The following is a 20,702-nucleotide window of genomic DNA, read 5'->3' as shown; positions in this document are numbered from 1 at the left end:
CGGCTGTTACGGTCAGTCTCAGTCCTTTTACACCCAACATTTGATGCCACATCGCCGCTGAAGACATTTGAAGAACGAGGCTACCCGGCAAATCTTTCTAATTGACCTAGCCCCTATAATTTAAATTATAGATAGATCTGAGTGCATCTTTAGGGGGTATATATGTCATTTGACTATGGGTCAGCCGATCTTTCGATTTCCAATCCATTCAAGCTTGAGGGCGCGCTTTATGCGGTACGAGGTGCGGTAAACACTGGCCTTGGGGTCATACTATTGCTGTCAGCCAGAGCCCAAGTTGCTGGCGAGCCGACCCCAACGGAAATTGCACTCTTGGTGGCAGGTATATTGTTTCTGTCCGTTGGACTCAGCAGCTTGGTGAAGGGACTGTTCAAACTCTTTCGTTTTTATGTCGGTCGTAATGTCCCGGCAAATCTGCCGCGCAACGATCAGGGCGTCGATGTCGCAAAAATGATGCGCGAACGTGTGAACCAACATTTCCTTGAGCCAGTCGGCTTGATCGGGCGAGGTATCCATAGCCTTTTTCCTGCCCTTCTTTACATTCCTTTGCCTTTACGCATCATCGCGGTACGCGCTGCGCACAACCTCTTTATCACTGTTTTTGTTTTGGCCTTGGTCGGTCTCGCGCTCTTGTCTGGTAGCATTGGTGTAATCGCGATGCCAGCGGCTGCGACTGAGTGGCTTTACCTTCTAGGGAGCGCTAGTATCTTCCTCGCCGCCCTTGCAAATTTTCCCTACAAATCCACCCTCAGCGACAAACAATTGCAGGATGGGCATGTAGGAATTGGTGGTTACCTGATCCTTTTGACGATTCTCGCCCCTGTTGTGTTGAGCATCGCCCAGCAAAAATCCAATTTCGCCTTTACTTCCCCGCCAGTGTCCGGGGGCGGGTGGCTGATGTTTTTCGCAGTGGCTTCGATTGTCGCATCGGTCATTACCTTGGCCATTTGCATCTTACGCGCCCGTGAAGCAAAGCCCTTGACAGAAGTGGCTGAACGCATCGAGCACCTTGAAGCAGGTGTTCATCCGTCTGATCTGATGCGGTCAGTGGAGATCCAGCTGACAAAGCATCGCTATCTCGAGATCCCAAACCGCGAATACATGAAGATGCGGCCAGACCTGACCTGGGAGGAAGGAACCAAGCGCGGCAAATTCGAGGGCATGTATTTGGTCGAAGTGCAGCCGAAACCGACAACGCCGGAGCATGCAACCATCTTCAAACAAGCCCAGAACGTCTCGGGCCTAGCCGGTCATGCGCTAATGCTGGTTGCCGGGATTTGGCTATTCAGTTTCCTGTTGAATAACCCATTCGAAAATGGGCCCGCATGGTATGAAGCCCTTGTTCTGCCGGTATCGATGGCCATGTACGCCAAATTTCTCGCCCAGGCCGCCCATGCATTCTGGGCAGAAATCAACTTTGTTTCCAGCCTAGCCTTCCTGCGCCTGGAAGGCACCTTCACTGAGGCAAAGGTAGCGACGGGTAAATCAATTCACGATTCAACACTTAGCGAAAACACGGTCATTCAATCGCGTCTGTCCTACTATCTGTGGGTCTGTGACGCTGTGACTTCCACTTTTGCCGTGTCTGGTCGGTATAACCTGGAACAGTCAAGGTGGCTGTTGGCTATGAACAAGAATGACGCCCTGTGCAATGAGCTCGATCAGGAGATGCGCCGCTTTGGTGCCGAAGCTCAAAAGCTGGCATCGGTCACATCCTCGGAAGATCTTACCAACATCGGCAATCTCACGAGCATGAACCATGCATCCAGGCAAGTACCAGGAAAAGAGCAACCTGTAGCGATCTCAGATGAAGAAGCGGCTGGTGCCCTGGCGGCAGAAGTAGATCAATAGAGGAGATGCAGCATTCCACATGGGCCCACAGGTGCGCCGAAATATGCAGGTTTCTCTGCACCTATGGACGATATGGAATGTGGCAATGTTAGAAGAATAGGTAGGGGGGGGAGCCCAATTAGTAATATGCATATTACTAATTGGGCTCCCCCCCCTACCCGTCTCTGTCCTTGACTTAGTCGCCTTTTCGCACCATTTATGGAACATAACAAGAACATTTGATGAACTGAAATATCCACCTATGGTAGATAAGTGCTTGCTTTAAGGCGCATGATCGTTTTGACTGTCAACTATAAAAGGGCAAAAGATGCAGCCGGAGACCGACATAGCCAAGAACTCATATAATGGTGCCCTGGATGCTGAAACTGAGCGCAGGATTTCAAGAAAAGCATTTTTTCTGGGCGCGGCAGGTTCGCTGCTTGCAGTACTAGCAGTGTTCACCCTGATTGCGATATTTTTTGACGTAGGCTTCTTACCCGAGGTTTTATGCGACAAAAAATATCCTGGGCGTGTTTGCTTTTACGATGACGCTTGGGACTCTGAGACTTACCTCTCTGTAATAACCGGCTTTTATGGAACCATCATTACAATTTTGGTTGGTCTCCTCGGTGTAGTTGCAGCTTTCGCCTTCTTCGTAATTCGAGGCGACGCAATACGACAATCCGAGGAGGCGATTGAAGATGAAATCAAGCGCTATTTCAGTACTGTTGCCGCTGAAAAGATGGTTTCAACATCTTTGACCAAAGTTGCAGAAAGTCGGCGCACCGAGATCGAAAAACAAATGCGTGAAATTCACACTGAGATTGATGATCTAAAACTAGCACTGGTGGAAGCGGAAGTACTCATCGATGGCCAATTGGAGATAGAAGATGAAGAAGCGGCCCCAGAGACCAATTGATAGATCGCTATATAACGAAGGCCCAGAACTCGATGCCACAGCTTTGGACACCCCAGAGCGAATTCTAAGTTACTGCAGGAGTAAAGGCTTCATCAATGGTGCTTCTACCGATATTAAAGCGGTAATCGAAAGCAATCCATTTTTGCGCTTAGAGTTTGATGACATTGGTGAAAATGACGCCTTCATTGAGAAGATCGATGATCAAATGTACCGCATCGTCATCAACGCACGGCATTCCCGTACGCGCCAACGTTTTTCTATGGCTCATGAGTATATTCATTATCAGCTTCATCGAGATGAAATTGAGCGCATGCCTAAGGGGGAAAGGATTTTACATCGCAATGAAGAACGTAATTCGATTGAGTACCAAGCCAATCAATTAGCTGCGGAAATTCTCATGCCAGAGCAAACGTTTTTCCAAGTTGCTCGGGCCAGCAAAGGGTCGATTGAGAGAATTGCAAGTGAGTTTGACGTATCACAGCTTGCAGTACGCTACAGAGCGAAAACTTTAGGCATAGGTGGTCATGGTCTTTAACTATTTTTTACTCTTCAAAACCGCGCAAGCGGAATTCCGTGCTTGGGACAATTTGAACGACGACCTCAAGCCAGAGATACTTCCTATCATTGAGATTACCCGTGGCCGGAAGATTCCACGGTCAGGAAAAGACATCCATGAGTCACAATGGCCCCATACCCCTGGAATTTATGATTTCGAGGGAAATTGGGCAAAAGTCAGACACTATTTCAAAGAATGCAACACGGTCGTATTAGATCTAACACGCGAAGAAGAACTCAGCTGCCATGAATTGGATCAGCTGACAGCTTCACACAACGGATACGAAGCATGGGTGCAGTTTGTACGTAATGAACAAGAAAATTTTCACAACCTGCTTCCCACATTGATCATCAATCCGGCCGAAGGCGAAACTGATGAGGAATATAAAGCAAACATTCTATCCCAGCTAGCAAGTCACATGGAGACCTTCGATGGCGTTGCGTACCGCGCATCAATCCTGATCGACCCTGATTTTTTCTACGACCTACTCGTACTCAAAGACATGATCAATAGCTATCTGGAGGCTGGCAAACGGTTCTACATCGAGCTAGATCACGAGTTTATTCGCCCTGGAACGGGAATCGTGCACGCAGCCAGAACCAGTGAGCTGATCTCTAGGATCAGAGAGATCATTCCGAAAGCCGAAATTGTCATTCTTTCAACATCATTTCCCAGGTCCGTCGAGGATATTGGTGAAGCAGAACACGACAGCTTCTCTCAGGAAGAAGTGCTTCTTTTTGACAACATCTTTAAGCTACAACAAAAGAACAATCCCGACGAAGCCATCCATTACGGGGACTATGGGTCCATCAATCCTATCAGAAATGATATAATTTTCGCGACCGCTTGGCGCCCTCGCATCGATTTCCCCACCTCAAATCGAAGGACCTATTACTATCGCGAGAAACGCGGGAAAGATGAGGATGGCAATAAAAATGATTACGGGCTGCATTATGCTTCGGTTGCCCGAAAAGTGAAACATGACTCGGCCTATGAACTCTTACCTAACTCATGGGGCGTGAGGCAGATTGAGTTAGCGGCTCGCAGCAACCCTCCATTAAGCCATCCTCCTGGAAAGTCGCCAAGTTTCTGGATTTCAGTCAGGATGGAGATACATATTTTGCAGCAGCTAAGACGTTTGTCTTCAGGCCATCAATAAGTTTGCCTGAATACTTTCTGTTGCAGATAATAGGCTAAGGTCCACATGCCTAAAAGGATGTCGAGCCTCTTCTTGAAAATCAGCGTATCTCTCTCGAAATCGCCTACAGAGCTCTTCATGCGCTGCGGTTCTGACATTTTCGTAGGGAACGTCTCGCTCAACGACTTTCTTCAAGTCAGCTATGGAAGTGCTCTGAAAAGACTGCCCAGCCAACTCTAGAAGGGCCCCTTTCGCGCAAATGGAAATGAGATTTCTCTTCAGAATTCTCTTGTTTCGTTTAGGTTTACGGACACTTTTCACAAGCCCCTGTGAAACCATCAACAGGCCAACATATGGGCTTACAATTTTACGCACGCTTCCAATGTGCCTTGGTGTGGTCACAACAGTGACGAAGTCAAACGTCGCTCGATAATCTGCAACCTGATCCTCCAAGCGATCCAATTTATCGACGTCAGACTTTATCTCATAGGCGTGCATTTCCTTAGAAACCGCCAGGACATCAGCTCTTCGTTCATTTTCAGAGTAACGTGCTTCAAGGGCGATAAAATGTTCCGCCCCTCCAAACGACTTTGCCAGGTATTCAACCAAAGACAGTCTAATATCTTGATCTCGCAGCAAATTTTTCCCTTTAAGTTCCATCTTCATACTCGCTACTAACTTAGTCTAAAACCCATAGAGCCACTTGAGGAAATACACCCCTCGCCCAAAATGGACTATATCACACAATCTCTCAACCAATCTTATCCAGCAGGCTTTGCGGTCTGATGTGGGTGTAGCGCTTGAGCATCTGCAGGCTTCGGTGCCCTGTGACATGCGCGGCCTCCATCACGCCCAATCCTTTTTCAATGAGCCGACTTGTTGCCTCATGGCGCAGATCATGAAAGCGCAGGTCCCTTATACCTTTCTTGCAAAGCTGCTTCTGCAAGCGTTGCCAACATTGAACAAATGCCACCTCCTTGCAGTCTATTACCCTGCCCTGCTTCGCATCCGCAGAGGGTAGGCCCTTCAACACCTCAACCGCACGGGTTGATAACGGGATGGAGCGATCATCGCCATTTTTAGTACCCCTGAACCTCATCTCACGCTTTTCCAGGTCCACATCCTCCCAAACAACAGATAGCAGCTCACCACGCCGCGCAGCCGTTTCCAAGGCTAAGATAATCATGGGCTTGACCCAGATACTCTTGACGGATGTGTCACATTGCTCAAGGATCTTCTCTTCTTCACCTGGTGCAAGACGACGATCGCGCCCATTGCCATTAGTAGAAGGCCAATTCACATCCCTAACGGGATTTTTGATCTTCCCAAGAGCCCACTCTGTGCGAGCTAGCGTGAAGACATTGGAAATATGGCTAATCTCATTTCGTATTGTACTCGCAGATCGACCTTCTGCCAGTCTTTCATCGCGCCAACTCGCCAAATCTGCAGCTGTCAAATTGGCTAATGCTACCAGGGCCAACCTATGTTTCTGCCACTTCCTTACCATCCGCATCGAAGGCGCGCTTAGCGGCTTGCCGCCCCTCTCGCGTGTTTCCACATATCGATCAAGAGCATCAGAAAGAGTTAAAGCCTGCGCAACCCTAAGGTCCTTGTACTCGCCCAAGTCCATGGTTCGTTCATGGCCACGGGCCCACAGCTCCGCATCTTTCTTGCTATCAAATGTCCTGGAAATTGGTGCATGACCCTTGCGCCTGATCTGCACCTGCCATGTTTTCGAACCGTCCTGGTTCTTGCGCTGTCGAATCGTTGCCAAAAAAGCCACTCCCGCCATTTCAGTGTGACGCCAGTGTGACAAATTAAGGTTTTTACAGCAAGAAATTACTAGAAAGACTGGCGATCCCGGGAGGACTCGAACCCCCAACCTGCTGATTAGAAGTCAGCTGCTCTATCCAGTTGAGCTACGGGACCGCACTCTTGAAATCTTATTTGAAGTTGTCGGCGTAGGCCTGGATGTGGCGCTTCTTCTTGTGAACCGGCTTCACGTCATAGGGTATGCCGTTCCGTTCAGCATAGGCCTGCGCCGCTTCAAGGCTTTCGAACTTCATCTTCACCTGGCTGCGCATATCGGCAGAGCTGGTCCAGCCCATGAGCGGATCAATCTTGCGAGCGAGCTCCGGCTCAAACTCGAGAATCCACTGGTGCGTGTTCGCAGTGCCAGATTGCATGGCATTCTTTGCAGGTTGGTAAATGCGTGCCTTCATCATTGAGCCCCATTGGTTCACCAACACCGCCCCAGTGGGCGGCAAACAATTCACTCATCGGCCAACCCAGGCCGACGGCTGCGCACCCTATCCCAAAGTGTCGGGAAAGGGAACACCGAAATATGCTATCCCCATCACGGGATGCCAAGAAAAAAGAGGCCTCGCCGATACCGACAGAGGCCTCTCTCTTGCTCTCCTCCTGATAAGGAGAGAAATGGTCGGGGAGACTAGATTCGAACTAGCGACCCCCTGTACCCAAAACAGGTGCGCTACCAGGCTGCGCCACTCCCCGACGCCCGCGCTTTCTAATGTTTGGCGATTTTGAATGCAAGTGGAAAATTCAAAAAAACTTCAAAATATTTTCGGCGTCCTCAGGAATGCAGTTTCCGCCTGTAGCGTGCAAGGTTCGCGGGCTGTGAACCATCAGGGAGCAGCACAGACTGGGTAATCTCCATCACCGCACCATCTTCCATAAGAACACGCTTCGCCGTCATCAATTCACGCCCCTTGTAAAAGGCCCTGCTTGTAAGCTCGGACTCGGTCGGCGCAGAAACCGACATTGAATCGATCAGGTCATCGCCCGCGAACGGCCGCGCTTCCCCGTCTGGGATGCCTGTGAAACTGAAGGAATGGTCTTTGCCCTCACCGTCCTGCCAACTGATCACAAACACCAGCCCTTCACGGCTTTCACTGATGGTATATCCACCAGCGACAGGGGCTTCCCCCTGCCCGAAGTGCGATCGAGCAGGCTCCAGCTGCCATTCCCCCAGAAAACCGGCATACATTTTTTCAACAGACATGTGCTTCCTTCTAAATTGGTGCTTTGCATTTCCGACCAAGCGTTCCGCCCCTACCATGTCGTGCCCTCAAAAACCAGAAATGCAGTTAACAGCATTGTGACCGCAACCAGGGATAAAATATTTTCCCGCCTTAATTTTACCTATATTGTTCACTCAAGTGGTGGCCAAGCCATTGGGCTATCGCTTATGATTGGGGGAAATTATGGCGACCAAAAGCAAAGATTCGTGGCGGGGTTCCGCAAAAGACGGCTCTAGGCAGAGCGCAACCGAGCAGGACCCTGGGACCCTGCCCGAAGGCGGTGAGCTTGTCATCAATGCCGTCACCATCGGCACACCAGTGCCCGGCGGCGGTGAAGCCGACGCGCCTAGTGTCACTGTCCATGTTGATTTGGCAACCAGCATGGTTGCCTTCATCAATGAAGTATCGGTCGTGCTTGTCTCACCAACTGGGCGAACAGCCCATGGCTCTGTTGACTTGTCCGATAGCGATAATCTGGAATTTGTCACCGTAGAACTGGACGAATATGACCCCAGCGGCGAATGGGCGCTCGACCGGGTGACCATCGACTTCGACACAGAGACAAATCCTGATTTGCCTTATTCCCATGTATTCGAGGCAGATGCACTGTCCAGCCTGGCGGAAACGCGCTTCGTTTTTCTGGAGGTGCCACAAGAAGACCGCATCGCGCCGGATATCTCTTCACTGGACCTGCCCAGCCGTAGTTTCACGATCGCGTCCGATAACCCGTTCTCAACAAATGACGATGACTCCGTCGAAATCAGTTTCAGCCTAGGGGTGGAGGACCCTTCATCAGGTCTGAACCTGATAGAGTTCGAATTCGACATCGGCGAAGGCTCACCAGCCGTCGTGGGCGGCGAATGGGGATTGTTCGGCGACATCAAGGGCGGCATGATCGGTCTTTCGGCATTCAATACAGCAGCCCCCGCGGGTGACTATGTCCTGACCCGCCTGCGCATCTCGGACGACCAGGGTAACACGCACCTTCTCGGCACCGATAAGCTGCAGGAACTGGGCTATGAGACCATCATCAATGTCGCTGACCGGGCGGCCCTTGAGGATTCCTCTTCGCCTGCCGTGACGGGCTTCACCATCGATCAAGCCGTTACCATCGGGGCCGATGGCGGTAGCCTGGTTCTGACGTTCGAGGCCACAGACAACGGACTGGACGATACCGGCATCAAAAGCGCATCCCTGATGCTCAGAAGCGATAAAGGCGGGCTTTACCAATTGAATGCTGCAGCCGTTCTGAATGATGATGCCACAGGCGGCACAGCCACCTTCGAGTTTGCCAATATCTTCCCCGATGGGAACTTCACCATTGAGCGCCTATCCCTGAATGACGCGGCTTTCAACCGGACAACACTTGCGCTGGCGGAGAAAAGCTTCACCGTCATCAATCCCTATGGCGGAGACGTTAGCGCCAACAAAATCCAGGGAGACGCAGCAGCCAATGTGATTGCCGCGCGGTCCGGCGATGACACCGTCACCGGCGGCGGCGGCGACGATTCCATCACGCTGGGCGATGGCGACGACGTGGCATGGGCTGGCGCAGGTGACGCAGGCGACGACACCATTATCGGCGGCGCAGGCGATGATGTCATTGGCGGCGGCGCGGGCAACGACCTTATTGTGGGCGGGCAGCTTAGCACCAGCGACATCCGCGACCTTGTGTTCGTGGCTTATGAAGAACGACTGGACGGCGAGGACACCATCTTCGGGGGCGCCGGAGATGATACCATCCACGGCGGTAACCCGCTCCTGGACGACGACACGGACGCTGAGGGCAATCCGTATGACTATGGCTCACCAGCCAAGAACGCCATTTATGGCGGCAGCGGCAATGACAAGGTCTATGGCGCACGTGGCGATGATATCATCGGTGGCGGTGAAGGCGACGACATCATCTATGGCGGCGAAGGCCATGACGTCATCTATGGCGGCAAGAACGATGCAAATGACACCGGCACAAACGATGTTATTGATGCAGGGGAAGGCAACGATCTGGTCTTTGCATCCGGGGGCGCGGATGACGTCTCGGGCGGCGCTGATAATGACACGCTCTTTGGCGGGGCCGGCAACGATACGCTGGATGGCGACGGCGGACATGATGATATATATGGCGGCACCGGGAACGATATTCTTTCGGGCGGTACCGGCGATGATGCTTTCTATTTCAAGGAAGGCAGCGGCGCAGATATCATTCTGGACTTCGGCCTCGGGAACGACACACTGATGCTTGAAGGCTATAGCGACCGGTTCGACAGTATTTCCCAGATTTTAACGTCAGCCCACCTGACAACACAGAATGGCGCCCAGGGCCTGATGCTTAATCTGGGTGAAGGCGACAGCATCTTTCTTATCGGGGTCGACAAGCTGACTGACCTCGTCATTGAGCTGTAGTCGCGGGGGCTTTAAGGGCGGGAGCGTGAACGGATTACCTTAAAAAGGCCGCTCACGCTCGCTACCTGTCGCCCTTCGGCAACCATCCGCCCTGTCACCGCTACAAGGCCATCATCAACACCTGTAACCTCCGCCCTGCCCTCCAGCCATTCGTCCTTGAAGGCCGGGCCGATAAAATCAGTGGTCAGGCGCACGGTCACGAATGGCGGTTCGGCCACATCAAATACGGCCGTTGCCAGCAGGATATCAGCAAACGTCATGATCATGCCGCCGTGGCACGCGCCGCCAGCATTAATATGCCGGTCAGCCACGCGAAATCCGCGTACCCTACCGCTATCGTCAGCTTTTTCGAAAATCGGTCCATTTTCCCAACCAAACGGGCTGTTTGATAGAATGGGCTCAAAGCCTTCCGGCGGGTTGGCAGCCGCCACCATATCGGGTGTGGCGCGACGTGGCTCAGAGCGCATCAGCGCGACCCCATATTGCCCAGGAAATCGTGCCGCACCACATCACCGGGCTTGATGCCCAGTTCGCGGGCACGACCACCAGCAATTTCCAGCACAGCCACAGCTGGCGCCAGGGACCGGCGTGGTGTCAGCGTCTGGGGCTCAGCATTCTCAACGATATTGATGATGCTGCCGTTTTCACGGATGAAGATAATATCAAGCGGGATCAGCGTATTTTTCATCCAGAAAGACCGCATATCCGCGCTTGGAAACACAAATAGCATCCCCTTGTCGGGATCGAGCTTTCCTCGGAACATGAGGCCACGTGCCTGGGCAGGCGGCGTCAATGCCAACTCAACACCAAACTCATGGGAACCGTTTTCACTGTCTACGCGAACGAGCCCCATATCGGCCCGCGCGTGTGTGCTGACACCCAGTACAATAAGAAAAAGCGACAAGAAGAAAGCGCTAATCGCCCATCCTTGTCGCATATTCATTTTTGCACGCTTCATGGCAAACAGATGCGTCACGCATCCCCCGGAAGCGCAATTTGTGCTACCAGAGGCCCACGCTCGCCGGTACCGATGCGTACCCGCACTTCCTGGCTTGGTTCCAGGTCCGTGAGCCCCGCACGACGCAGCGTTTCGATATGGACGAAAATATCCTGAGTTCCTTCGCCGCGGGATACGAAACCATATCCTTTGGTGCGATTGAACCATTTCACCACGACATCTTCGAAGTCTGGCGAAACATCAATATCCATACCGGGATGCGAGAAAGACGAGCGGCCCAGATCTTCAGGTGCAACGGCTGTGGACAGATCGAGCGACTGAACCTCAGTCGCCTGCCGTCCTTTATCACGCACAACAGCCTGACAAACAACAGTTGTTCCTTCAGGCACTGACCGGCGCCCAACGTCTCTCAAAACAGAAAAGTGCAAAAGCACATCGCCGTCATCTTCATCGGGCACGATAAAGCCGTACCCCTTCACGGCGTCAAACCACTTGACCCTGCCAGTCACAAGCTGACTCACTTCATCGGGCCGTTCCTCTGAACAGATCGTACTACGGCCGTCCATACCATTCCCCCCTTAGGAATACCCTGCACAGGCACTAAAAATTAGCAATATCAGACAATGCTAGTCATAAAAAACGGCGCCCGCAACCATTTTGTCGCAGGCGCCGCAAAGCAACTTGTTGTTTAGCAGGCGATTTTTTAGTGATCGCCTACGTCTGGAGCCTCACCAACCTTCTCGTGATGATGCTCGATATAGTGGTTTTCGTACAACTTATCCGTCATTGGCTCGAGGAAATTTGCCACCCCGATATAGCCCACGATGGACATGACAATTGTGTATGGCAGCGCCATTTTCACCATGGTCATGTAAGACAGGCGGATCAGAGGTGCGAGTGCCGACGTCAACAGAAACAGGAATGCAGCCTGACCATTTGGCGTAGCAACCGACGGGATATTGGTGCCCGTGTTGATGGCAACAGCCATCAGGTCGAACGTGTCACGGGAAATCACGTCATTGGCAAGCGCCTTGGTCATTTCACTGATATAGACCGTTGCCACAAAGACATTATCCGAAATGGCAGACAGGAAGCCGTTGGCCATGTATAGCGCAGTGATCTGGCCGTGGCCATCAAGGCCCAGAACAAAGTCTGTAACAGGCTTGAACAGGTTGTTATCCGCAATCACGCCCACAACGGCAAAGAACACCACCAGAAGCGCGGTGAAAGGCAGGGCCTCTTCAAACGCGTGACCAATCTGATGCTCTTCGGTAATGCCTGTGAAGGCAGATGCCAGCACGATAACCGACAGGCCGATGATGCCAACAGCCGCGAAGTGGAACAGGAGCGCCACGATAAGCCACACGCCGACAATGCCCTGGATAACCAGCGAGGCCTTGTCGCGCGCCGTCCGACGCTCGCCCTGATAGGCGTCATAATCGGCAATGACGTGCATAACCTTTTCAGGAATCTTGGAGCCATAACCCATGATGCCTGTCATCTCCAGGGCTGCACAAGTAGCCAGGCCTGCGATCAGAACAGGCAAGGTTACCGGCAGCATGCGGAAGAAGAATTCAACAAATTCCCAGTTAGCCTGCGTCGCGATCAGAATGTTCTGTGGCTCGCCCACCAGTGTCATCACGCCGCCAAGGGCAGTACCAACAGCCGCGTGCATCATCAGGCTACGCAGGAAGGCACGGAAACCTTCCAGGTCTTCTGCCCTCAGCTTATCAAGCTCGTGGTCTTGCATGTGGTCGTGGTCGTGATGGAATTCCTTGCCCGAAGCCACCTTGTGGTAGATCGAGTAGAAACCAACCGAGATGGCGATCACAACAGCCGTCACCGTAAGCGCGTCAAGGAACGCGGACAGGAAAGCGGCCATAAAGCAGAACAGCAGCGACAGCATTACTTTGTTGCGTACCTTCACCAAAATCTTGGTGAACACGAACAAAAGCATGTTCTTCATGAAGTAGATACCGGCAACCATGAAGACCAAAAGGAGGATAACCTCAAGGTTTGCTTCAATTTCATGCTCCAGCGTCGCTGGCGACGTCATGCCGATGACGACAGCTTCAAAGGCGAGAAGACCGCCCGGCTGAAGCGGATAGCACTTGAGGGCCATCGCAAGAGTAAAGATAAATTCAAGAACCAAAGCCCAACCAGCCACGTAAGGGCTGACGAAATAGAATAGCAGTGGGTTGATGATCAGAAAGGCCAGAATGGTAAATTTGTACCATTCGGCGGAGTTACCCAGGAAGTTCCTACCCGCTGGGTTCGCGAAAAGCGACGCCATATTATTTTCCTCTTTACTGTTCAGCCCGTTTTGTTTCAGGCAAAAGATACAGGGCTTGCTTTTACTGCGCGACGGGACCCAAATCAAGCCAAACCCTTTGACCGGGCATGCAGCATGGGTCAAAGGTTGATCTTGCGCATGCTTGCTCTGCAGATTACCGTTAATAAGACGATCAAGCGGGTGAGAACGGCAACAATTCATGGAAAAAATTTTCGCATCTCTGTCTGACTGGCATCAGTCCGGGCTCAAGACCGCACTTGCCGTGGTCACCAAGACATGGGGATCGGCACCCAGAGGCGTCGGCAGCCTCATGGCAATCGCAAGCGATGGCCGTTTCGAAGGGTCGGTATCCGGCGGCTGCGTTGAAGGCACCGTGATCGCGGAAGCCAATCAACTGGCCCATGTCGGCGGCAGCAAGTTTCTGAGCTTCACCGTCTCCAGCGAGCAAGCCTGGGAAGTCAGCCTGGCATGCGGGGGACAGATTGAGATTTTAATCATTGCCCTGTCCGGTGATGTATCGGGCAAAGCCCGGGCACTCTGTGACGCAATCAAAGCACGGAACGCGGGCTATGTAGCATTTGACCTGAACACCGGCACATTCGAGTTTCAGCCCACGGGTGCACCATCTGACCTCGCTTTTGACGATAACAGACTGACACTGCCGGTAACGCCGAAATACCGGCTGATGATCATTGGGGCTGTGCACATCGCCCAGCATCTGGCGCCGATCGCGACCGATGCCGGATATGACGTGACCATCATTGACCCGCGCGCGGCCTTTACCGAAAGCCGTTCCTTCGGTGATGCGACCCTCATTGAAGACTGGCCGGACGACTATCTAGCCAAGGCAAGCCTGGATGGTCATACGGCCGTTGTCACCCTGACGCATGATCCAAAGATCGATGACGTGGCCCTTATCCCGGCACTGAAAAGTGATGTTTTCTATATCGGCAGCCTGGGCAGCAGGAAAACCCACAGCGCGCGCCTGAGCCGCCTTGAGAAGAAGGACTTCAGCAACGAAGACCTCAAGCGCATCCATGGCCCTGTGGGGCTGGATATCGGTGCCAAGACCCCGGCAGAAATCGCCATCTCCATCATGGCGGAAATCACACTTGTACGCAGGGGCCACTGATGGAATTCCGGGAGATTAGCACGCAGGAAGCCGAAGGATGGTCGCTGGCGCACAGCGTGCGGGCGGGCGATAAGAAACTACCCAAAGGCCTGACGCTGACGGCGGATCATATTGCAGCCCTTAGCGCGCAGGGAATCAGCAGGCTGTATGCTTTTCGCTTGGATAAGGATGACATCCCGGAAGATGAAGCCGCTGGGGCTGTGGCCCGACAGGTCGCAGGCCCGGGCCTGAAACTTGGGCTTTCCACACGCGGCCGATGCAATCTGCATGCTGTACAAGCTGGTCTTTTGCTGGCGCCAGCCGCGCTGAACAGCGTGAATGAGGCAGATGAGGCAATCGCGCTGTCCACCCTGCCGGACTTTGCCCCCGTGGCAGAAGGACAATTGGTGGCGACCGCAAAGATCATCCCCTATGCGGTCAAGCGCGCCAGCCTGGACAGGGTGTCTGCGCTAGAAGGCAAGCTCTCGGTCGCGCCCTTCCTGCCATTTAAGGCCCACTTGCTGGCAACCGGCCAGGAACTCTCGGACAAAGCCTACCGAATGACGGAAAACCGGCTGTCGGGCCTTCAGGGTACGATTGAGGCCCACACCAGTTGCGGTCATACCGTCAAAGCCCTCGGCGCGGCATTGAAGCACGCTGCGGACCAGACCCCGGACCTTCTTTTAATCCTGGGGCTTTCCGCCATCAGTGACCGACGCGATGTCATCCCCGCCGCGCTGGAAGCCGCCGGCGGCGAGATTATCTCGCTTGGCATGCCGGTGGACCCGGGAAATCTTTTGATGCTGGGCAGCCTGAAGGGAATCACTGTGATCGGCCTGCCCGGCTGTGCCCGATCCCCTGCCCTGAATGGCCTTGACTGGGTTCTGGAGCGCTTCGCCGCCCGGCTACCCATTGGCCGCGATCATATCGCAGGCATGGGCGTTGGCGGGCTTCTAAAGGAAACACCATATCGGCCAGAGCCTCGCGCACCCCTGCATGCACAAGGCCAAATTCAGGTTCAGCCCATTGTATTGGCGGCTGGTCGCTCAAGCAGGTCAGGTGCGCAAAACAAGCTGCTGTCGCGCATGAACGGCCACAGTGTTATCCGGCAAAGCCTTTCCGCAATAACCCAGGCAGCGTTTAGCCCCCCAATCGTGGTCACTGGTCATGAAGGCGATGCCGTTGAAGCCGCCCTTTCCGGCATGAAATACAGGCGCCTTCACAATGATGGCTTCCAAACCGGCATGGCCAGCAGCCTGAAAATGGGGCTCGCCGAAATGCCCGAAAGCGCAGAGTTCGCCTGCGTGTGCCTTGGTGACATGCCCTTTGTAAAACCAGAGACCCTGCAAGCTTTATGGCAAGCTGGCAGGCGCCTGTCAGAGTTCAAGATATTCATCCCCACCTTCAACGGCAAACGCGGCAACCCAGTGCTGTGGCACCGGGATATGGTGGACATGCTGATGACCGTTGAAGGCGACAAGGGCGGCAGGCACCTTATTCATGATCAGGAGGCACTGGTCTGCGAGGTGCCGGTGGACGACCCGGGCATATTGATTGACCTGGATACGCCAGAGGCACTGGCCCAGTTTGGAGCCACGCCGGATTAGGCTAAGGCAGCAGCTCCAGGATTTCATCTTGGCTCATGGCCAGCACTTCCGCAACCAGGCCATAGGAAAACCCAGCGCGCATCATGGCTGCTTTCTCTTTTTCCAGCTTGCCTTCCACATCCCTGTCCGCGCGGCGAAAGGAACCAAACCGGCGGCGACGCACATAGGCTGCGGCGGCCTGCCTGTCTGCATCAACGTCGCCATCCTCACGCGCTTCATTCAGCGCGGCCTCTGCAATATCCGCGGGAACACCCTTATAGCGGAGATCCTGCGCAATCATGCGCGTGGGCTTGCCCTTGCGGATCAGCGCCTCCACGCGGCTGCGGGCATATGTTGCATCGTCCACATAGCCGTAGCGAACACATTTGGCGACCACAGTATCCACCCAGCCGCGCTGCTCGTCGGTTGGCGGGGCGCTGTCCTCATTACGGCGCCTGATTTTGCGTTCCAACACCGCGCGCAGGTTGGCTTCTGTGGTGGCGAAGCGCCCAAGATAATGCAGCGCCGCGCGCTCAAGATAGCCTTCGCTGACCTTGCGCCGCCCCTGCTTTCGGGCATTGGGTTTTTCTTCCTTGCCCTGGGTCACATGGCCTCCACCGCACCAAGAAAGCGATCAATCTCCTCCTTGGTATTATAATAGTGCGGTGATACGCGCACTGTGGTGTCGATCCCGCGGGCAGCCAGGTCAAGGCGGGTGTGAACCACGCTGGCAATCTGAACATTGATCCCCTCTGCCGCCAGGTGCTTCTTGACGTCCCCCGCCTGCAGGCCTTCGCGGTTGAAGGTAATGATGGCGGCATTGGCATCTGCAGGACAGGTGCCGATCACCCCCGGCAACCGGTAAAGCTTATCGCGCAGATAGCCTGCCAGCGTCTGAATTCGCTCATAGCAGGCCTCTGGCCCCAACGACTGCAGATACCGCACCGCTGCACCAAACCCTAACTGGTTAACGACTGACCGCTCCCAGTCCTCAAACACCCCTGCGTCTGTGCGCAAGTCGTAGCTGTCTTCGGCCACCCAGGCTGCCGCCTGGTTTGACAGAAATACCGGATCAAGGCGCTTGAGCGCGTCAGACTGCACATACAAGAACCCGACGCCGCGCGGCCCGCGCAGGAATTTGCGTGATGTACCCGCCAGCATATGGCAGCCGATCTCACCCACATCCACGCGCATCTGCCCCACGGTCTGGCAGGCATCCAGCAAGTAAAGCACGCCCCGGTCGCGCGCGATGCGCCCCACATCAGCCACTGGGTTCACCTGCCCGCTCGATGAAGGCACCATGGCAATGGCGATCAGTTTGGTCCGGTCATCAACCAGGCTTTCAAGATGGTCAACATCCAGCGTCCCGTCCTGGCCTGCCCGCGCCACCCGAACTTCCAGACCAAAGCGGTCCCGAAGCTGCAGGAAGGAAACGAAGTTGCTGCAGTATTCATTGAAAGCCGTCACGATATTGTCGCCGCGCTCAAACGGCACACTGTAGAAGGCCTTTGCCCAGGCTTCGACCGCACTCCCCGTCAGCGCCATCTCGTCCCTGCGCGCACCCAGAAGGCTTGCAATGGCCTCATAAGCGCCCTCAAGGGCCTCAGACTGTTGCTCTTGCGCAACATAGCCGCCGTGGTAAATCTCCTGCGCCAGATGGGCCTCAATCGCGTCGATCACCGGCGTCGGCATCAGCGAGGAACCGCAATTATCCAGATGAAGCGTAGTGTTTGTGCCCGGGGTCTGTTCCCTCACACTATTGATCAAATCGTTACTGAAACTGGATGACAGCAGTGTCATTTTTTGGCCTCAATCCTCTTCTATTCGGGCGGTGCGTTTAACTAAAGGGCCAGAATTCACTTGCGCAGTCAGGGAACAGACTGTAATTCAGCCGTAATATTCAAGCACATGACTGTTTCTGAGTGAACAGGGAATGGTAGGTCAAAATCAAGCGCTTTTTTGGCCTAGGCATTTGTGTGCTAAATATGTAATTTATATAAAGTTTCGGCGTGCCGAAGGCTTTGTGTTTTGTTTTGTTAGGGTCCGGCCAAGGTAAAATCTTGGGGCAAATATGGTTGAAGCCGACGTAATGACTGATGTGACACCAACACAAGATCCAACGCTTCCACGGCGCTATTCGGATTTTGACACGCTTGTTGAAGCAATCGAGTACGCGGCCAAAGGGCTTCGCGGCCCGAATTTCTTTAACGCCCGTGGCGACTTGGTGGAATCACTTCCGTGGCGAGAAGTACGCGACCGTGCCGAAGTGATCGGCCGCAAACTTGTCGGCATGGGATTCGAGAAAGGCGACCGGATCGCCCTCATCGCCGAAACCAGCGCTGATTTCGTCTGTTTCTTCGTAGGCTGCCAGTACGCCAGCGTACTGCCGGTGCCACTGCCCCTTCCGACCTCCTTTGGTGGTAAGGACGGCTATGTGTCCCAGCTTCAGATGCAGATGCAAAGCTGTGACGCCAATGGCCTGATGGCCCCCTCCTTCATGGATGAGATCGTCTCAGAAGCCATTGAAGGCATAAAACTGCGCTTCTCCGGCTCATACCAGGACTATCTGAATGCCGAAGGCAATGGCGATGTTCGCCTGCCTGAGCCTGATGATTTGGCCTACCTGCAGTATAGCTCGGGTTCTACCCGCTTCCCGCACGGTGTGGCTGTAACGCATCGGTCGCTCTTGTCCAACACCCACGGCATGGGCTACCACGGCGTTCACATCGGCGAAGATGACCGCTGCTGCTCATGGCTGCCGTTTTATCATGACATGGGCCTCGTGGGCACATTGTTGACCACGCTGACGACCCAGGTGTCGGTTGACTTTATCCCGACCGAAGAATTCGCGCGCCGTCCGCTTTCATGGCTGCGCGTGCTCAGCGCCAACAAAGGCACCATCACCTACAGCCCGACCTTCGGGTTTGACATCTGCTCACGCCGGGCAGCGCTCCGCTCCAGCGCCATGGAAGGCCTTGACCTTTCACACGTGCGTGTGGCCGGTTGCGGCGCGGAAATGATCCGCCCTGAAGTGATGCGCGCCTTCTATGAGACCTTCAAGGATATCGGCTTCAAGATGGAAGCCTTCCTGCCAAGCTATGGCCTTGCGGAATGCACCCTTGGCGTCAGCTTCGGCGCTGTTGGCAAAGGCATTGAGGTAGACCTTATTGAAGAAAGCATGCTCACCGGCGACAAACATGTGCTGGTCAACGGCTCCGACGAGGCACCGCGCATGCGTGAGGTTGTCAACTGCGGCAAGCCGCTGCCGGAATATGACGTTGAGATGCGCGATGAAGACGGCAATGTGGTGCCTGAGCGCACCGTTGGCCGTGTGTTCCTGCGCGGCACGTCGGTGATGCGTGAATATTTCAATGACCCGGAGACAACCCGCGCGGTCCTGAGCCCTGAAGGCTGGTTAGATACCGGCGACATGGGTTACATGAAGGACGGCTGCATCTATATCGTGGGCCGCGCCAAGGATATGATCATTGTCAACGGTCGCAACCATTGGCCGCAGGACATCGAATGGGCTGCCGAACAGCTGCCGGGCGTGAAAACCGGCGATGTGGCCGCGATCTCCATCCCTGGCGAAAACGCCGAAGAAGTACCGCTCATTCTTGCGCAGTGCCGAATTCTCGAGACCGACGACCGGATCAAGTTCGTAGCGGCGCTCAAGAAACATATCCAGTCCTCGACCGGCATCAATTGCATGATCGAACTGGTGCCGCCACGGTCCCTGCCCCGCACGTCTTCGGGCAAGCTGAGCCGCGTAAAGGCCCGCAACGAGTATCTCGCCGGTAACCTCCAAGCCATCGCAAGCTAGACATGGCCAAGACCGCTTCCCTGAAGGGTGACCAGAAAACTGTCGCACTTACGGGCGCGACCGGCTTTCTTGGCGGCCATGCTGTCGATTGCTACCTTGAGGCCGGCTACTCTGTAAAGGCGCTTACCCGCCGTCAACAACCCGAACGGGAGGGCGTGACCTGGGTTTCCGGAGACCTGGATGACGACACCGCCCTCAAGAGCCTGTGCGCTGGCGCCGATGTACTGGTGCATATCGCAGGCCTCACCAAAGCGCTCAACCGCGACACTTTTTTCGACGTGAATGTGGGCGGCACCAAGCGCCTGATGGATATCGCCGCGAAAGCAGACGTCAGCCACGTGGTGCATGTATCCTCCATGGCCGCGCGGGAGCCGATGCTGTCCCACTATGGCGCCAGTAAACGCGCGTCAGAACTGGTGCTGACAGCCCGCAATTGGCCCTTTACCTGGACCATCGTGCGCCCACCCGCCATCTATGGTCCTGGTGACAAGGAAATCCTGAAGCTTTTCAAGGCGCTTAAATTCCGCCTTCTGCCCGCACCCGGCAGCCGCCACAATCGCTTCGCCATGATCCATGGCCGCGATATGGCGTCAGCCTTGGTGGCGCTATCTGACGGCAACAACAAAAGCGCGGTCCTAGAACTGGATGACGGCAAAGCGGGTGGCTACACGCTTGCGGATGTCGCGGAAGCGCTGGCGGGCAAGCATGACAAGCCTCCTTTCATCCTGCCGATCCCCTTCCCCGTCCTGGGTCTCATTGGCTTCATCAACGGCCTGGCAGCCAATCTGATCCGGCGGCCAGCAATGCTGACCATGTCCACCGCACGCTACCTGTGCCACAAGGACTGGACGGTCCGAAATGCACGCCGCCCGCATCTGGCCAACTGGTCGCCGCAATATGACCTTAAAGCAGGCCTAAAGAGCACGATCGACTGGTATCGAAAAAACGGGCTTTTATGATGGCGCGCGTCCCGATATAAGGACGCTATGCAATCCCGCACAAAATTATTTGAGATAGGCAGACACG

The 20,702-nt window shown here is 54.3% G+C and carries 19 protein-coding genes and 2 tRNA genes; 9 read left to right on the top strand and 12 right to left on the bottom strand.

What is annotated here, in order from left to right; genetic code table 11:
- Positions 1-162: 162 nt before the first annotated feature.
- From KORM41_RS10975 to KORM41_RS10960, 4 genes are all read left to right on the top strand, one after another.
- Positions 163-1,869 carry a hypothetical protein gene (locus tag KORM41_RS10975; RefSeq protein ID WP_068147562.1) on the top strand — a complete coding sequence of 569 codons (1,707 nt, stop codon included), beginning with the start codon at positions 163-165 and terminating at the stop codon, positions 1,867-1,869.
- 307 nt (positions 1,870-2,176) lie between these two features.
- On the top strand, positions 2,177-2,767 hold the full coding sequence (locus tag KORM41_RS10970; RefSeq protein WP_068147559.1) for a hypothetical protein: 591 nt from the start codon (positions 2,177-2,179) through the stop codon (positions 2,765-2,767).
- On the top strand, positions 2,739-3,302 hold the full coding sequence (locus KORM41_RS10965; protein ID WP_068147556.1) for an ImmA/IrrE family metallo-endopeptidase: 564 nt from the start codon (positions 2,739-2,741) through the stop codon (positions 3,300-3,302). Before KORM41_RS10970 ends, KORM41_RS10965 begins: the two co-directional genes overlap by 29 nt.
- Positions 3,292-4,482, top strand: coding sequence for a beta family protein (locus KORM41_RS10960; protein ID WP_068147553.1), 1,191 nt, complete (start codon positions 3,292-3,294; stop codon positions 4,480-4,482). The genes KORM41_RS10965 and KORM41_RS10960 overlap by 11 nt, the downstream gene beginning before the upstream one ends.
- Here KORM41_RS10960 and KORM41_RS10955 read toward each other — a convergent pair.
- The 6 genes from KORM41_RS10955 to KORM41_RS10930 all read right to left on the bottom strand — a co-directional run bounded on the left by KORM41_RS10955 (position 4,468) and on the right by KORM41_RS10930 (position 7,483).
- Positions 4,468-5,127, bottom strand: coding sequence for a sce7726 family protein (locus KORM41_RS10955; RefSeq protein WP_156431948.1), 660 nt, complete (start codon positions 5,125-5,127; stop codon positions 4,468-4,470). The two genes, KORM41_RS10960 and KORM41_RS10955, sit on opposite strands and share 15 nt — an antisense overlap.
- A gap of 85 nt (positions 5,128-5,212) precedes the next feature.
- Positions 5,213-6,244, bottom strand: coding sequence for a site-specific integrase (locus KORM41_RS10950; protein ID WP_231727229.1), 1,032 nt, complete (start codon positions 6,242-6,244; stop codon positions 5,213-5,215).
- A 69-nt stretch (positions 6,245-6,313) separates the two neighbouring features.
- Positions 6,314-6,390, bottom strand: a tRNA-Arg gene (locus KORM41_RS10945).
- 14 nt (positions 6,391-6,404) lie between these two features.
- Positions 6,405-6,683 carry an ETC complex I subunit gene (locus KORM41_RS10940; protein ID WP_068147544.1) on the bottom strand — a complete coding sequence of 93 codons (279 nt, stop codon included), beginning with the start codon at positions 6,681-6,683 and terminating at the stop codon, positions 6,405-6,407.
- Positions 6,684-6,898: 215 nt separating this feature from the next.
- Positions 6,899-6,975 (bottom strand) — tRNA-Pro (locus KORM41_RS10935).
- Positions 6,976-7,054: 79 nt separating this feature from the next.
- On the bottom strand, positions 7,055-7,483 hold the full coding sequence (locus tag KORM41_RS10930; protein WP_068147542.1) for a hypothetical protein: 429 nt from the start codon (positions 7,481-7,483) through the stop codon (positions 7,055-7,057).
- Positions 7,484-7,685: 202 nt separating this feature from the next.
- Between KORM41_RS10930 and KORM41_RS10925 the strand changes: the two genes are divergently transcribed.
- Complete coding sequence (locus KORM41_RS10925) at positions 7,686-9,905, top strand: calcium-binding protein (protein ID WP_068147539.1); 2,220 nt, start codon at positions 7,686-7,688, stop codon at positions 9,903-9,905.
- A gap of 11 nt (positions 9,906-9,916) precedes the next feature.
- Here KORM41_RS10925 and KORM41_RS10920 read toward each other — a convergent pair whose 3' ends face one another.
- The 4 genes from KORM41_RS10920 to nhaB all read right to left on the bottom strand — a co-directional run bounded on the left by KORM41_RS10920 (position 9,917) and on the right by nhaB (position 13,156).
- A complete protein-coding gene (locus tag KORM41_RS10920) occupies positions 9,917-10,372 on the bottom strand; it encodes a PaaI family thioesterase (RefSeq protein ID WP_068147535.1) in 456 nt (151 codons plus the stop codon).
- Positions 10,372-10,809, bottom strand: coding sequence for a DUF192 domain-containing protein (locus tag KORM41_RS10915; protein ID WP_231727227.1), 438 nt, complete (start codon positions 10,807-10,809; stop codon positions 10,372-10,374). Before KORM41_RS10915 ends, KORM41_RS10920 begins: the two co-directional genes overlap by 1 nt.
- Before the next feature lie 68 nt (positions 10,810-10,877).
- The gene (locus KORM41_RS10910; protein WP_068147533.1) at positions 10,878-11,429 is read right to left on the bottom strand and encodes a cold-shock protein; all 552 of its coding nucleotides are present in this window, start codon (positions 11,427-11,429) and stop codon (positions 10,878-10,880) included.
- 137 nt (positions 11,430-11,566) lie between these two features.
- Positions 11,567-13,156 (bottom strand): sodium/proton antiporter NhaB, encoded by a 1,590-nt coding sequence (gene nhaB / locus KORM41_RS10905; protein WP_068147531.1) that lies wholly within the window; start codon positions 13,154-13,156, stop codon positions 11,567-11,569.
- Positions 13,157-13,355: 199 nt separating this feature from the next.
- On the opposite strand from nhaB, the gene KORM41_RS10900 reads away from it, so the two are divergent.
- Both KORM41_RS10900 and KORM41_RS10895 read left to right on the top strand, forming a co-directional pair.
- Entirely contained in the window at positions 13,356-14,288 is a 933-nt protein-coding gene (locus KORM41_RS10900; RefSeq protein ID WP_068147530.1) for an XdhC family protein, read from the top strand.
- The gene (locus KORM41_RS10895) at positions 14,288-15,874 is read left to right on the top strand and encodes an NTP transferase domain-containing protein (RefSeq protein ID WP_068147527.1); all 1,587 of its coding nucleotides are present in this window, start codon (positions 14,288-14,290) and stop codon (positions 15,872-15,874) included. The genes KORM41_RS10900 and KORM41_RS10895 overlap by 1 nt, the downstream gene beginning before the upstream one ends.
- A gap of 1 nt (position 15,875) precedes the next feature.
- Here the strand turns inward: KORM41_RS10895 and KORM41_RS10890 are convergent, their stop codons facing one another.
- Positions 15,876-16,460 (bottom strand): regulatory protein RecX, encoded by a 585-nt coding sequence (locus KORM41_RS10890; protein WP_068147524.1) that lies wholly within the window; start codon positions 16,458-16,460, stop codon positions 15,876-15,878.
- A complete protein-coding gene (locus tag KORM41_RS10885) occupies positions 16,457-17,653 on the bottom strand; it encodes an aminotransferase class V-fold PLP-dependent enzyme (protein WP_068147520.1) in 1,197 nt (398 codons plus the stop codon). Before KORM41_RS10885 ends, KORM41_RS10890 begins: the two co-directional genes overlap by 4 nt.
- Before the next feature lie 271 nt (positions 17,654-17,924).
- Between KORM41_RS10885 and KORM41_RS10880 the strand changes: the two genes are divergently transcribed.
- Both KORM41_RS10880 and KORM41_RS10875 read left to right on the top strand, forming a co-directional pair.
- The gene (locus KORM41_RS10880) at positions 17,925-19,676 is read left to right on the top strand and encodes a fatty acyl-AMP ligase (RefSeq protein ID WP_068147517.1); all 1,752 of its coding nucleotides are present in this window, start codon (positions 17,925-17,927) and stop codon (positions 19,674-19,676) included.
- A gap of 2 nt (positions 19,677-19,678) precedes the next feature.
- Positions 19,679-20,635, top strand: a complete 957-nt coding sequence (locus tag KORM41_RS10875) for an NAD-dependent epimerase/dehydratase family protein (protein ID WP_068147514.1) — start codon at positions 19,679-19,681, stop codon at positions 20,633-20,635.
- The last annotated feature ends 67 nt before the right edge of the window (positions 20,636-20,702 follow it).

The sequence above is a fragment of the Kordiimonas lipolytica genome, assembly GCF_001550065.1.
The sequence above is the reverse complement of the archived record's forward strand: the minus strand, read 5'-3'. Positions and strand labels throughout refer to the sequence as shown.

Excerpts from the sequence above, each read along its gene's own strand:
- KORM41_RS10885 (WP_068147520.1), bottom strand. The coding sequence starts at position 17,653 with ATGACACTGCTGTCATCCAGTTTCAGTAACGATTTGATCAATAGTGTG.
- KORM41_RS10930 (WP_068147542.1), bottom strand. The coding sequence starts at position 7,483 with ATGTCTGTTGAAAAAATGTATGCCGGTTTTCTGGGGGAATGGCAGCTG.
- KORM41_RS10975 (WP_068147562.1), top strand. The coding sequence starts at position 163 with ATGTCATTTGACTATGGGTCAGCCGATCTTTCGATTTCCAATCCATTC.
- KORM41_RS10940 (WP_068147544.1), bottom strand. The coding sequence starts at position 6,683 with ATGAAGGCACGCATTTACCAACCTGCAAAGAATGCCATGCAATCTGGC.
- KORM41_RS10960 (WP_068147553.1), top strand. The coding sequence starts at position 3,292 with ATGGTCTTTAACTATTTTTTACTCTTCAAAACCGCGCAAGCGGAATTC.
- nhaB (WP_068147531.1), bottom strand. The coding sequence starts at position 13,156 with ATGGCGTCGCTTTTCGCGAACCCAGCGGGTAGGAACTTCCTGGGTAAC.
- KORM41_RS10920 (WP_068147535.1), bottom strand. The coding sequence starts at position 10,372 with ATGCGCTCTGAGCCACGTCGCGCCACACCCGATATGGTGGCGGCTGCC.
- KORM41_RS10910 (WP_068147533.1), bottom strand. The coding sequence starts at position 11,429 with ATGGACGGCCGTAGTACGATCTGTTCAGAGGAACGGCCCGATGAAGTG.
- KORM41_RS10875 (WP_068147514.1), top strand. The coding sequence starts at position 19,679 with ATGGCCAAGACCGCTTCCCTGAAGGGTGACCAGAAAACTGTCGCACTT.
- KORM41_RS10900 (WP_068147530.1), top strand. The coding sequence starts at position 13,356 with ATGGAAAAAATTTTCGCATCTCTGTCTGACTGGCATCAGTCCGGGCTC.
- KORM41_RS10965 (WP_068147556.1), top strand. The coding sequence starts at position 2,739 with ATGAAGAAGCGGCCCCAGAGACCAATTGATAGATCGCTATATAACGAA.
- KORM41_RS10895 (WP_068147527.1), top strand. The coding sequence starts at position 14,288 with ATGGAATTCCGGGAGATTAGCACGCAGGAAGCCGAAGGATGGTCGCTG.
- KORM41_RS10925 (WP_068147539.1), top strand. The coding sequence starts at position 7,686 with ATGGCGACCAAAAGCAAAGATTCGTGGCGGGGTTCCGCAAAAGACGGC.
- KORM41_RS10970 (WP_068147559.1), top strand. The coding sequence starts at position 2,177 with ATGCAGCCGGAGACCGACATAGCCAAGAACTCATATAATGGTGCCCTG.
- KORM41_RS10880 (WP_068147517.1), top strand. The coding sequence starts at position 17,925 with ATGGTTGAAGCCGACGTAATGACTGATGTGACACCAACACAAGATCCA.
- KORM41_RS10955 (WP_156431948.1), bottom strand. The coding sequence starts at position 5,127 with ATGAAGATGGAACTTAAAGGGAAAAATTTGCTGCGAGATCAAGATATT.